Below are 12,727 nucleotides of genomic sequence, written 5' to 3'. Positions count from 1 at the left end.
CAGTAGTAGGTCAGAGCTGGCGGATCACCTTCGCCGGGTTGCCCACGGCCAGTACGCCGGCGGGCAGGTCGCTGGCGACCACCGATCCCGCCCCCACCACGGTGTCGTCACCGATCGTGACGCCCGGGCAGACGGTGACGCCGCCGCCGAGCACGACGTTGTCGCCGATGGTCACGGGCTCTGCCCCCTCCCAACCGTCGCGACGCTTCGCGGGGTCGAGCGGGTGCACCGGAGTCAGGAGCTGCACGTTGGGTCCGATCTGCACGCCTTCACCCACGCGGATCGGGGCACGGTCCAGCGCGACGAGGTTGGCATTGACGAACGTGCGTGCCCCCAGGTGGAGGTTACGACCGACGTCGACGTGGACCGGACCACGCACCTCGACGCCCTCACCGAGGCTGCCCAGCAGGTCACGCAGGAGCGCGCGACGCGTCTCCGGATCCTCGCCCGTCGTCTCGTTGAAGAGGTCGGCTCGTTCCTGGCCGCGGGCCAGCGCCACGCGGACGGTGCCGTCGACGACGTACGGCTGTCCGGCGACCATGCGGTCGCGCATCGTCGGGATCAGCGGTGCAGCGGTCTCGGACGTCGAGTCGGTGTGGCGAGCCATGGGGTCAGTCTGCCTCTCCGGCGAGCCAAGCCGTCGTCCAGCCGTCGATCTCCGCGCGCAGGTTCGCCTTCAGCTCGTCCGGGGCGAACGAGGCATCCACCCCCGCGATCGCCAGGTCGGCGACACCACGCTCGTCGAGGTGCAGCATCTCGGCCGCCACCGCGTACTCGCGGTTGAGGTCGGTGTCGAACATCGGCGGGTCGTCGGAGTTGATCGACAGCAGCACCCCGGCGTCGCGGAACGCGCGGAGCGGGTGGGCGGCCAGCGACTCGACCGCCCCGGTGGCGACGTTGGACGTCGGGCAGACCTCCAACGGGATGCGGTGGGCGGCGAGGTACTCCAGGAGCACCGGGTCCTGGGCGGCCGTGGTCCCGTGACCGATCCGTTCGGCGCCGAGCAACCTGATGGCGTCCCACACGGTCTCCGGCCCCGTGGTCTCCCCGGCGTGCGGGACCGAGTGCAGCCCAGCTGCCCTGGCTGCCTCGAAGTGCCGTTGGAACTGGGGGCGCGGTACGCCGATCTCAGGACCACCCAGGCCGAAGCCCACCAGGGCAACCGGTGGGTAGTCCAGCGCGAAGCGCAGCGTCTCGTCGGCAGCGGGTATGCCCGACTCCCCCGGGATGTCGTAGATCCATCGCAGCACGACACCGAACTCGGCCTCGGCCGCGACCCGCCCCTCCTCGATCGCGTCGGTGTAGTCCTCGATCGACATGCCTCGCCCCGCCTCGTGCGGGAGCACCGACGTGTAGGGCGTGCAGGTCAGCTCGGCGTAGCGGACGTTCTGGCGGGCGAGGTCACGGGCGACCTCGTAGGTGAGCATCCGGATGTCCTCCGGCTCCTTCAGCAGGTCCACCACGGCGAGGTAGACCTCGATGAAGTGGGCGAAGTCGCGGAACTCGTAGAACGCCCGAAGCTGGTCGGGGTCGCTCGGGACCGTGCCCGGGTGGCGCTCCGCCAGCTGCTGCACGATCCGCGGTGACGCGGACCCGACGTGGTGCACGTGCAGCTCGACCTTCGGCAGGCCTGCGATGAAGTCGTGGAGTCGTCCGGACGGCTCGGCGAAGGTCATCGAGCGAGTGTGCCAGCCGGTCAGCCACGCTCGCCACTGCGAGACGGGCTGACCGGCTGGAGCCGACTCAGCGGAAGTAGAGCGAGATGGCCAACGGGAGCAAGGCCACCAGCAGCCACCAGGTGAGCGCGGAGGTCTGGTGGAGCAGGCGGGCGCCCACGATCGACAACGCGGTGACGATCATCGAGATGATGGTGAGCACCCAGAAGGCGTCCGGGCGGTCGAGCGTGACCGCGAGGATCAGCAGACCGCCCACGAAGTGCAGGGCAGTGGTGAGCACCAGCACGCTCATGACCCAGCGCTGGACAGTGACGACGTGCATCAGTTCGTGTCCTCCTCTCCCGACCCGCCCGAGGCCTGGGCCAGCTGCTGGATCTGCGTCAGCGCTTCCTGCGGCTCGAGCTGGGTGTCGTTGATGAAGATCGTCGGGGTCCCTCGGAGTCCGCGACGCTCAGCCTCCTGCGTCGCCTCCTTCACCCACTTCTCGTACTTCATGTCCTCGATGTCGTCGCGGATCTCGGACTCCTTGGCACCGGACTCGACGGCGAGGTCGATCAGCCAGTCGTCATCGGGCATCGCGCCACCCTCGCCGGGCTGCTCAGCGAAGAGCGCCCGCTGGAACTCCAGCGCGACGTCGGCACCGGCGGTGTCGAGGACGACGGCGAAGGCGTTGGCGGCCCGGTCGGAGTACTCGTTGAGGATGCTGACGGGGTTGTAGACGACCCGCGCCGTCCCGGCCTCGGCCAGCTGGCTCAGCGGCTCGTCCGTCGCGCCCTCGAAGGTCTTGCAGGCGGGGCAGAGGAAGTCGGCGTAGATGTCGACCTGGGTCTCGGCGTCGGCCTTGCCCACCGCGACGCCGTACTTGTCCGTGGCGTTGTCGGGGATGGCCACCGGCCCGGAGTTGCGGGAGATCTGCCACGCGACGACGCCGACGATGACGAGCAGCACGGCGCCGACGATGCCGCCGACCAGCAGGCGCTCCTTGCGCTGGCGAGCCTGCTGCGCCTTCTTGAGGGCAGCAGCCTGACGTGCGGCCTTCTCGCGACGTGCCTCCCGCTTGGCGGCGGTGGTGGCCCGCTCGTCAGCCCGACTGCCGGGCGTGTTCTTCTTCGGCGGATTCTTCGCCATCGTCGTTCCTTTCCAGTTCCCGCTCGGACGAGCGGAAGAGCATGTTGTCCAGCGCCCACCGTGTACGCGGGCGCCACACCAACCAGGCAGAGAGGAGCAGCAGGGCGGCGTCACGGGCGATCTCGATCGGATACTCCGCCGAGGCCCCCTCCTTCGCGCCACCTCCACCGAAGCACCCGCAGTCGATATCGATCCCCCGGATCCACACCGACGCGATGCCGGCCACGAAGACCGCGAAGAGGATCGCGGACGCGAGGCCGCTCACCCGGGTCAGCAGGCCCAGCAGCAGGAGCAGGCCGATCGCCACCTCCACGACGGGCAGGAGGTAGCCGACCGCAGGTACGAGCGACTCGGGCAGCACTTCGTACGCCCGGACAGCACTGATGCTCTCGTAGGGGTCGGGCAGCTTGATCGCTCCGGCGACCAGCCAGACCCCACCGGTCACCAGACGGGCGGCGGTTCCGATCCAGGGAGCTGCTCCCTGCGGGGGGCGTGGAGGCTGCACGTCCACAGATTAGCCAGCGACCCGGAACGCGGCGGTCGTTGGGCCCATGACCCCTCGGATGTCGGTGACCACTAGTAGTGTCGTCAAGCGTGAACGACCGACTGGTGTGGATCGACTGCGAGATGACCGGCCTCGACCTCGAGAAGGATGCCCTGATCGAGGTGGCCGCCCTGGTGACCGACTTCGAGCTCAACGTGCTCGGTGAGGGGGTCGACGTCATCATCAAACCGCCAGCCGAGGCGCTGGAGACGATGATCGACTTCGTCCGTGACATGCACGAGAAGTCCGGCCTCCTCGAGGAGCTCGACGGCGGCGTCACGATGGAGGAGGCCGAGACCCTCGTCCTGGACTACATCCGCGAGCACTGCCCCGACGGCAGCCGCCCTCCTCTGGCCGGCAACACCATCGGCACCGACCGCGCCTTCCTCGCCCGCGACATGAAGGGGCTCGAGGGGTTCCTGCACTACCGCAACATCGACGTCTCCTCGATCAAGGAGCTGTCGCGACGGTGGTACCCGCGCGCCTACTTCCAGGCGCCGGAGAAGCGCGGCAACCACCGTGCGCTCGCCGACATCCAGGAGAGCATCGAGGAGCTGCGCTACTACCGCGAGGCCGTCTTCGTGGCGCCTCCCGGCCCCGACTCGGCCGCCGCCAAGGAGATCGCCGCGAAGTACGCCGGCTCCATCACTGGCCTGGGTGACGGCGGCGCCACCCCCGATTCCACAACGGACGCCTGAGTCCTCTATGCTTCCTCACGACTTGCCCAGCAAGTCGCCATGGTGGGTGTAGCTCAGCTGGTAGAGCACCGCGTTGTGGTCGCGGTTGTCGCGGGTTCGAGCCCCGTCACTCACCCCAGTCAGCAAGGAACCCCCGGTCGATGACCGGGGGTTCCTTCGCGTTCCGTGACTCTCAGCGCGTCTCAGCGACCCGCCGGGGCGCCCGCGGTCTCCTGCTCCTGCGGCGGCCCCGGGGCCTGCTCGATCACGGAGAGGGCCTCCTCGAGCGGCAGGCGGATCACGAAGGTCGAGCCGACGTCGACCTGGGACTGGACCTCGATGCCGCCACCGTGCGACTGGACGAGGGCACGCGCGATGGCGAGGCCGAGCCCGCTGCCCTGGATGGCGCGTTCGCGCGCCGACGTCGCCCGGAAGAAGCGCTCGAAGAGGTGGTCCTGCTCGCCCTCGGGGATGCCGATGCCGGTGTCGCTGACCGAGACGACGGCGTCTGCCCCCTCGACGGCCAGGCGTACGGTCACGGCGCCGAAGCGGTCGGTGAACTTCATCGCGTTGCTCAACAGGTTGACGAGCACACGCCCGAGTCTCTCGGCGTCCCCGACCACGGCGACCGGTTGCTCGGGCAGCTCCACGTCGAAGGTGAGGCCGGAGGCGGTGAGGACCGGAGCCATCTCGTCACGCGCCGAGGCCACCACGTCCCGCAGGTCGATCCGGGTGCTCTCGACGGCCAGGTAGCCGTCCTGGATGCGCGAGAGCATCAGCAGGTCGTCGATCAGCGAGAGCAGCCGGTTGCTGTTGCCCTTGACCCGGCCGAGCGCCTTGGCCTGGCCCTCGGCGAGCGGACCGAAACCGCCGTCCTCGAGCATCTCCAGGTAGCCCAGGATCGAGGTGATCGGGGTGCGCAGCTCGTGGCTCACGCCCGACACGAGGGCGTCCTTGACCTGGTCGACCTCCTTGAGGTTCTCGACCGCCAGCCGTTCGTGGGCCAGCGCCTCCTCGAGGGCGAGCTGGCGCTTGACCCGGCTCGTGACGTCCTCGCCCGTGGTGACGTAGCCGATCACCTTGCCGTCGTCGTTGAAGATGCGCGAGATCGAGAACTGCAACGTCACGACGCTGCCGTCCTTGCGGAGGAAGTCCAGGTCGAGGCTCTCGTTCTCACTGCTCGCCAGGGCGTACGCGACGTCGACGAACGTCGACCGGGTGCCGAGCACCTGGGCGACCCGCTCGATCTCGGCGCGAGTGAGGAAGATGCTCGGCGTCAGGCCCAGCACCTCGTGCGAGGTGTAGCCGAAGATCAGCTCGGCGCCCGGGTTGAAGAGGTCGATGTGTCCGTGGGCGTCCGTGCCGATGATGGCCACGCTGGTGGCGCTCTGCACGAGCTGCCGCACCCGCGCCTGCTCCTGGCGTGACTGCCACGCCTCGCGTCGCTGCACACCGACGGCCAGGGAGAACGGGATGGTGGTGAGGCCGCAGGCGATGACCCACAGCGCGAACAGGATCGTGAGCATCTCGGCCCGCAGGACGCTGCTGCCGGGGTCGACCGCGAACGGGCCTAGACCCTGCATGGTCATCGCGTGGCTGGCGGTGGCCACCACGAGGAGCTGCACCAAGGTCTCGCGCATCGGGGCGCGCAGCGCCGACCACCCCAGGCACGGGATGACGCCGAAGGCGATCGACGGCCCCAGGTCGAGCGGCAGGAAGGCGACGACGGTGAGTGAGACCGTGACGACCCACTGGATCACGCGCTCCAGCCGGCTGGCCACCCCGGGGAAGCGCGGACGTCCGAGGAAGTGCGGCAGCAGCACCAGGTAGGTCGCGAAGTGGGCGAGGCCCACGCCAAGGGCGGCCACCCACCACTGCGTGTGGCCGGAGACGCTGGCGACCGCCCCGGCGATGCCCGCGGCCACCAACGAGCCCAGGAAGGTCTGGGCGATGAAGCGACGCAGGTCGACGTCGGTCAGCAGGGCGGCACGGCGCTCGGGCCCCTGGGTGATGCCGTGGGCGACGATCGCAGAGCCCACGACCGCTGCCAGGGCCCAGCCCAGCGCCACGAAGAGGTCACGGCCGCAGGCCAGGTAGATCCCGGTGGAGACGACCCACGCACATACGAAGTAGAGCAGCTGGCGCCGCCGCGGGACGAAGAGCCACGCACCGGCGATCAGACCGGCGGGGAAGGCCTCGGCGACGACGAGCGGGGCGGGTTGCACACCGACGAGGTAGAACGCCACGACGACGGTGAAGCACGTGAGCAGGGCGAACGAGGTGCGGGGGTGCGTGGTCATCCCTAGGCCCCTCCTGCCTGTGTGCCACTCCCAGTACTCCCCGGAGACTAGACGTCGGCCCCGGCGATTGTGTGAGTTTCACCGCTCGACGCGCCCCGGTTGCCCTACCTTGACCGAGTGACGACTCACATGGCCCGAAATGACTACGACGCAATTGTCGTGGGGGGCGGACACAACGCCCTGGTGAGCGCCTCATACTTGGCCCGCGCCGGACTCACCGTGCTCGTGCTCGAGCGGCTCGACCACGTCGGCGGCGCCGCGGTCTCCACCCGGCCCTTCGCGGGGCTGCCCGCACGCCTCTCCCGCTACTCCTACCTCGTCAGCCTGCTTCCCGACGAGATCATGCGCGACCTCTCGCTCGACGTCACGCTGGCGTCGCGTCGTACGTCGTCGTTCACGCCCCACCTGCACACGGGTGCACCCGGTGGCCTCCTGGTCGAGCGGACCGAGGGACCAGCCACCAAGGCCTCCTTCCGGACCCTGACGGGCAGCGACGACGACTACGCCGCGTGGCAGCAGTTCTACGCCGACGTGGCCGAGCTGACCGCCGTGGTCGCTCCGACCCTGACCCAGCCGCTCTCCCGGGAGCGGGACGTCGCGGAGCAGGTCTCCCCCACCGTCTGGAACGACCTCGTCGCCCAGCCGCTGGGTCGTACGATCACCGACCGCTTCGCCGACGACACGGTGCGCGGCGTGGTCGCCACCGACGCCCTGATCGGAACCTTCGTGGGGATGGACGACGCCTCGTTGGCGCAGAACCGCTGCTTCCTCTACCACCTCATGGGCAACGGCACCGGCGAGTGGCGGGTGCCGATCGGAGGCATGGGCGCGGTCACCGACGCCCTGGCGAAGTCGGCCAGGCTCGCCGGCGCCACCCTGATCACGGGCGCCGAGGTGACGTCGGTCGCGACGGGCGCCCACGGCGCGGAGGTGCGGTGGCGTACGGCCACGGGAGAGCGGGGGGCCACCGCGCGCACCGTCCTGTCCGGGGTCGCGCCGTGGACGATGGCAGGGCTGCTCGGCGACGAGGCCACCCTCCCCGCCAAGCCGGCGGGGTCCCAGCTGAAGCTCAACCTGCTGCTGGAGCGACTTCCCACGCTGCGCTCGGGCGTCGACCCCCGGGTGGCCTTCTCCGGGACGATGCACCTGTCCGAGGGCTGGGGCGACCTGCAGCTCGCGTACGAGGAGGCGCGGGCGGGCACGGTCCCGCAGCATCCGCCGGGCGAGATCTACTGCCACTCGCTCACCGACCCCTCGATCCTCGAGGACCTGGCACCGATGGGCGTGCACACGCTCACCTACTTCGGGCTGCACATGCCCGAGGAGCTGTTCACGGGCCCGGACGGCGAGGACAACCGCGTGACCGCCGTGCAACGCGCGATCGCCAGCATCGACGAGCACCTCGTCGGCTCGATCGTCGACTGCATCGCCCGGGACGGCGAGGACAAGCTCTGCCTCGAGGCGAAGTTCCCGCACGACGTGGAGGCCGAGCTCGCCATGCCGGGCGGACACATCTTCCACGGCGACCTCGACTGGCCGTGGGCCCCCAACCGCGCGCGACTCGACACCCCGGCCCAGCGCTGGGGCGTGGCCACGCCCCACGACGTCGTCCTCATGTGCGGGTCGGGCGCGAGGCGCGGCGGGGCCGTCTCAGGGCTGGGTGGCCACAACGCCGCACAGGCCGTCCTCGAGGCCCGCTGAGAGCCGCCGGCGGCACGACTCCCCCGAATTTGGCGGCCCCAGACCCCGGTGCTACTGTTTTCCTCGTTGCCGGGCGAGTCCCGGCAACGGGCGCCATTAGCTCAATTGGCAGAGCAGCTGACTCTTAATCAGCGGGTTCGGGGTTCGAGTCCCTGATGGCGTACAGACAGCAGCAGTTCAGAGGCCCTCTCCCTTCACCGGGAGGGGGCCTCTTCTGCGTCCCGGTGAAGGATCGCCGCTTGGTCATGACCAGCATCCTCTAGGTTACGAGCCGTGACGTGGCACGTGATGACACCAGCCGGGGCACGCCGCCATCTGTGGCTCACGATCACTGGGCCCGGCAAACCCGAGTACGGTCGCTGGAAGACACCGCTGGGGCGCGACGTGACCAACACGTTGGCGCGCAAGGGACCGCCCGGCGTCACCGTCGAGTGGTGGTTCCAGCAGAATCCCGCGAACCCCGGCAAGACGCTTGTCGACGTCGTGTGGCAGGACGGCGAAGGCTTGAAGGTCTACAGCGAACGGCTGTGCTCGCTTCTGGCAGACCAGGGAGCCGAACTGTCCACGTTCCCCATCGATGTCCGGTACAACGACGGCTCGCCGATCGCGGGCTACCTCGGCGTGCTGGAGGAGACCAAGAAGCCTGGGCCTGTGCACAGCATGAAGCGAGGTCAACGCACCGGATCCGTGGCCGTCAGCGAGCAGGTGCGCCAGTCGATGCTCGACGCGCGCATCACCGGCGCCGAGTTCGAGCCGTTCACCTCGGCGTTCCCTGGCGACAACGGCTACTTCGACTGATCTGCCGAGTTGTCGAGAGTCCTGCAGTAGGCACCAGCGCCGTCCGTGCGAATGCCCATGTCGAGCTCAGATGAGAACCGCAGGTCACCTCGTGACCTGCGGTTCTTTCGTTTGTCCACGGCCTCTCTCCGAGGCGTGACGACGGCGCACGACCAGAAGGGCGGGAGGTCATCGACCTCCCGCCCTTCTGGTGTGTCAGTGCCGGATCAGCGGACCCTCACCACCTTCACGGTGGAGGTGCTGGCCTGGTAGCTGCCCGCACCCTGGTAGGTGGCGGTGATGCGGAGCTGGCCCTTGCGCTTCGGCGCCACCAAGGTGAGCGTCGCGGTGCCGTTGGCCTTGACCGTGACCGTGCGGGTCGCCTTCTTGGCGCCCTTGACGACCACCTTGACCTTGCCGGTGAGCTTCTCCTCGCCGGCGGCGCCGGTGACGGCCACGCGGATCACGTACTTCTTGCCCTTGCCGACCTTCTTCGGTCCGGTGACCTTGGTGGCGGTGACGCCCTTGCCGAGCAGGAACGCGACCGGGGCGGACTGCGACGCCGAGGTGACCGTGCTGCCGCCGAACTTCGCGACCAGCGCGTGGGCGCCGGCCTTGAAGCCCTTGACGGTCAGGGTCGCGGTGCCGGAGGCGACAGGAGCCGTGCCCAGCGACGTCGTGCCGTCCAGGAACTCGACGGTGCCGGGGGTCTCACCACCGGTGACGGTCGCGGTGAGCGTCACCTTCTGCCCCAGCTTCGGGGTGACCGGGTCGACGACCAACGTGGTGGTGCTGGCGTCACGGACGTTGACGACGGCCTCGGCGGTGCGGCCGGTGCCCGCGGCCACGGCGTTCACCGCGAGCTCGCCGCGCTCGGCGTCGGCAGGGACCGGGAACGTGGTCGACGCCACGCCCTCGGCGTCGGCGACGACGGTGGTGGGCTCGTGCCCGGCGACGGTGACGACGACGGCCTCACCGGCGCGGTTGCCGGGCAGGCCCACCGTCAGGTCGTCACCCGGGGCGACCTCGTCGGCGACGTCCAGGACGCCACCGGCACGGAAGGACCCGAGCTCGGCGCACGGGTCGCCGGCCTTGCCGAACGGCGCGGCCTCGAGGGCGGACCCGGTGACACCGTCGTCCTCACGGACCTGGGTGAAGCCGATGGACTCGGCACCCATCACGGCGTTGCGGGTGTTGATGACGCTGTGGGTCACCTGGGTGGTCGCCGTGCTGCTGGCCTCGCGGTCACCCTGCAGCGCGACGCTGACGACCTTGCAGGTCTCACCCGGGGCGAACGTGACCCTCTGGGTGGCGATGCCGGCGCGACCGGTCGTGGAGCCCAGGACCGAGACGTCGCCGACGACCGTGCTCGTCGCGGGAGCGTCGAGGTGGACGGCGAGCTCGTACGAGTCCGGGGCGTTGCCCTCCTCCACGTTCGGGGCGTACAGGCCGATGACCGGCATCCGCGTGGAGTCGGCGGTGCCGACCGACGAGGACTCGAAGGCCAGGTCCGAGAGGTAGGCGGCACCCGGGCCGCCGGTGACAGCCTTGAGGCGGACCTCACGCAGGTCGGAGAGGTCCAGGCCAGCGCTGGCCAGCTCGGCGAGCTCCACGTTGACCTGCTGCAGCACGATCTTCTTGAGGGTGTTGATCCCCGCGGAGGACGAGGACGCCGGCAGGCGGGTCAGCGCGAACGGGTTCAGCTCGCTCACGAGGGCGTCGTACCGCTCACCCTGGCCGTCGACGACGCTCAGGGTCAGGTCGGTCGCGGTGGCGACGGTCTCGTCGGCCGCCATCTTGATGGAGAGGCGGTCGAACGGCGAGGCGTCACGCTGGCCCTTGGCGATGCCGACACGGAGCTCACCGGTCTGCGAGGTCCAGGTCATCCGGGTCACCGGGGTGGCCGGCACGTTGCCGCCGTTGGTGGCGGGGGTCCAGTGCGGGACCTGGGAGCTGGCCAGGGTGGTGGCGCAGGCGGGCAGCTCGGTGCCGGCCGTACGTCCGCCGAGGCTCGCGCAGACGGTGGTGCTGGCCGTGCCGGCCTGGGTGACCCGGGTGCTGGCGTTCTCGAACGAGGCGACGGTGCTGCGCGTCGACGAGGGAGCCGTGGCCACGGTGCGGACGTCGGCGCCCTTCGCGCTCTGCGGAAGCACGCCGGTGCCGTCGAACATCGGGAGGAAGACGTCCTCGCCGCCCATGGTCAGGCGGAACCAGGCGGTCATGTAGTCGCTGCCGAGGGCGTACTGGTCGGCGGCGCTGATCCGGATCGACGTCTCGGCGACCGACGGGTCGGTGCCACAGGTCGGGTCGGTGCGACGCGCGGCGGAGTTGCTCCAGTCGTCGGAGACGCTGTAGCGGTACAGGCCGGGCGTCCAGGCGGTGTTGTAGAAGTTGTGGTTGGTGCCCATCATCCAGGTGGCGGAGCGGAGCACGTCGTCGCCGAAGGCGTACCGGGAGTCGTCGAGCATGTGCTGACCCTGCTGGTTGGAGACGTCACCGTCGCAGTAGGGCAGCACCACGTTCATCGGGACGTTCGGCACGGTCATGCGACCGAAGTCGACCGGGGCGAGCGGCAGGATCGAGGTGATCTCCCACGGCGTGTCGAGGCCCTGGTTGAGGGTGGCGGCGGCGGTGACGCCCTCACCACCACGCGAGTGGCCCATCATGCCGATGGTGGAGAAGTCGAAGCGGCCCTCGAAGTCGGCGGCGCGCACCGGGTCGAGGTCGGGGGCGCCCGTGATGAAGCCCTCGCGGCGCAGCTCGTACGACCGTGCCCCCTCGGCGAGCGCGGCGTCCAGGTCGAGCGTGTTGCCGGTCCACGTGTCGGTGTAGGAGACAGCCTTGCCGGCGTCGGCCTTGCGCAGCATCTCGAGGGTGTCGAGCATCAGCTGGCCTCGGGCGACCGCACCGCGGTCGGCGGCGAGCTGGTTGTCGTTGGAGTTGATGGCGTTGGCCGAGACCGAGACGACGGCGTAGCCGTGGCTGGCCAGGGCCTGGGCCAGGTTGTCGTAGCCGGCGTAGCTGGGGATGGACATCCGCAGCTCGTTGTCGGGCGCGGTGGCGCAGGGCCAGCGGTTGCTGTGCGTCGGGCCGGTGCCGTAGCAGGAGGTGTGGCGGCCGTGCAGCAGCATGACCACGGGGCGAGCGCCGCCGGTCGTCGGCAGGTAGACCTTGCCCTCGAGCTCGCCGCGGACGCCGCCGATGTTGGCCAGGTCGATGGCCTGGTCACCGAACTTGTAGATCGACTCGGTCCACGCGAAGGAGCCGTGCTCGTCGGGGTCCACGCCGAGCGCCCTGATGCTGGCGGCGTCGGGCACCTCGACCACGGTGCTGTCCGGGGCCTCAGCGTCGAAGGACTCGCTGGCCCAGCCCGCCTCGACCTCGTCGGCCTCCAGCACCGAGGCGTCCGTGGTGAAGATGCTGAGGCGTGAGCCGTCCTCGGACTCGGTGGCGAGACCCAGGGTGGTGCCGTCCACGACCAGGGTGGGGGCGTCGGAGCGCATCGGCAGCGGCTCGTCCAGGGCAACGGTGACCTGGTAGCCACCGGGCGCGGTGGTGATGGACCAGCCGTCACCGCTGGGGGCGGCGTTGGCGGCGGGCAGGGCCGCCACCAAGGGGACGGCCAGGAGCGCGGCAGTACTCAACGAGAGTGCGAGTCTGCCTCGGGCACGAGTGATCACGAGGTCCTCCTTCGCCACGCGCGCGGTGCCGCTGGTGAGGGCGGCTGGGGGGACCGCGACGTGGAAGGGCAGACGCTAGGGAGGAATCTTTTCGTTCAGATTTCACCGATCGTGCATTAGACCGCCTTGCATGAACAGCATGTAACAACGCGGAGTAGATCTCGCTCCACGGCTGTCACACCACTGAAGACCCATGACCTGTGACCCGGTTCGGTGCCTGGTGTGCGCGATTCCCCACACCGTC

The 12,727-nt window shown here is 69.8% G+C and carries 10 protein-coding genes and 2 tRNA genes; 5 read left to right on the top strand and 7 right to left on the bottom strand.

Features of this window, described 5'->3' with window-relative positions:
• Positions 1-10 precede the first annotated feature (10 nt).
• The 5 genes from FCL41_RS17610 to FCL41_RS04470 all read right to left on the bottom strand — a co-directional run bounded on the left by FCL41_RS17610 (position 11) and on the right by FCL41_RS04470 (position 3,309).
• Positions 11-607 (bottom strand): sugar O-acetyltransferase, encoded by a 597-nt coding sequence (locus FCL41_RS17610; RefSeq protein WP_275403758.1) that lies wholly within the window; start codon positions 605-607, stop codon positions 11-13.
• 4 nt (positions 608-611) lie between these two features.
• Positions 612-1,676, bottom strand: a complete 1,065-nt coding sequence (locus FCL41_RS04485) for an adenosine deaminase (RefSeq protein WP_137066197.1) — start codon at positions 1,674-1,676, stop codon at positions 612-614.
• A gap of 67 nt (positions 1,677-1,743) precedes the next feature.
• Entirely contained in the window at positions 1,744-1,998 is a 255-nt protein-coding gene (locus FCL41_RS04480; RefSeq protein WP_137066196.1) for a hypothetical protein, read from the bottom strand.
• Complete coding sequence (locus FCL41_RS04475; protein ID WP_137066195.1) at positions 1,998-2,804, bottom strand: DsbA family protein; 807 nt, start codon at positions 2,802-2,804, stop codon at positions 1,998-2,000. The genes FCL41_RS04480 and FCL41_RS04475 overlap by 1 nt, the downstream gene beginning before the upstream one ends.
• Positions 2,758-3,309, bottom strand: a complete 552-nt coding sequence (locus FCL41_RS04470) for a MauE/DoxX family redox-associated membrane protein (protein WP_137066194.1) — start codon at positions 3,307-3,309, stop codon at positions 2,758-2,760. The genes FCL41_RS04475 and FCL41_RS04470 overlap by 47 nt, the downstream gene beginning before the upstream one ends.
• Positions 3,310-3,398: 89 nt before the next feature.
• Here FCL41_RS04470 and orn point away from each other — a divergent pair, with 89 nt between their 5' ends.
• Complete coding sequence (gene orn, locus FCL41_RS04465) at positions 3,399-4,046, top strand: oligoribonuclease (RefSeq protein ID WP_137066193.1); 648 nt, start codon at positions 3,399-3,401, stop codon at positions 4,044-4,046.
• A gap of 42 nt (positions 4,047-4,088) precedes the next feature.
• A tRNA-His gene (locus FCL41_RS04460) sits at positions 4,089-4,164 on the top strand.
• 64 nt (positions 4,165-4,228) lie between these two features.
• On the opposite strand, the gene FCL41_RS04455 is transcribed toward FCL41_RS04460, so the two are convergent.
• A complete protein-coding gene (locus FCL41_RS04455; protein ID WP_137066192.1) occupies positions 4,229-6,325 on the bottom strand; it encodes a sensor histidine kinase in 2,097 nt (698 codons plus the stop codon).
• 129 nt (positions 6,326-6,454) lie between these two features.
• Here FCL41_RS04455 and FCL41_RS04450 point away from each other — a divergent pair, with 129 nt between their 5' ends.
• The 3 genes from FCL41_RS04450 to FCL41_RS04440 all read left to right on the top strand — a co-directional run bounded on the left by FCL41_RS04450 (position 6,455) and on the right by FCL41_RS04440 (position 8,824).
• Positions 6,455-8,026, top strand: coding sequence for a phytoene desaturase family protein (locus FCL41_RS04450; RefSeq protein ID WP_137066850.1), 1,572 nt, complete (start codon positions 6,455-6,457; stop codon positions 8,024-8,026).
• Positions 8,027-8,116: 90 nt separating this feature from the next.
• A tRNA-Lys gene (locus FCL41_RS04445) sits at positions 8,117-8,189 on the top strand.
• Positions 8,190-8,299: 110 nt separating this feature from the next.
• Positions 8,300-8,824 carry a hypothetical protein gene (locus tag FCL41_RS04440; protein ID WP_137066191.1) on the top strand — a complete coding sequence of 175 codons (525 nt, stop codon included), beginning with the start codon at positions 8,300-8,302 and terminating at the stop codon, positions 8,822-8,824.
• A gap of 206 nt (positions 8,825-9,030) precedes the next feature.
• On the opposite strand, the gene FCL41_RS04435 is transcribed toward FCL41_RS04440, so the two are convergent.
• Complete coding sequence (locus tag FCL41_RS04435) at positions 9,031-12,447, bottom strand: Ig-like domain repeat protein (protein WP_137066190.1); 3,417 nt, start codon at positions 12,445-12,447, stop codon at positions 9,031-9,033.
• Positions 12,448-12,727 lie beyond the last annotated feature (280 nt).

The sequence above is a fragment of the Nocardioides jishulii genome (genome assembly GCF_006007965.1).
Taxonomy (GTDB): domain Bacteria; phylum Actinomycetota; class Actinomycetes; order Propionibacteriales; family Nocardioidaceae; genus Nocardioides; species Nocardioides jishulii.
This window is presented reverse-complemented; position numbering and strand designations above follow the sequence as displayed.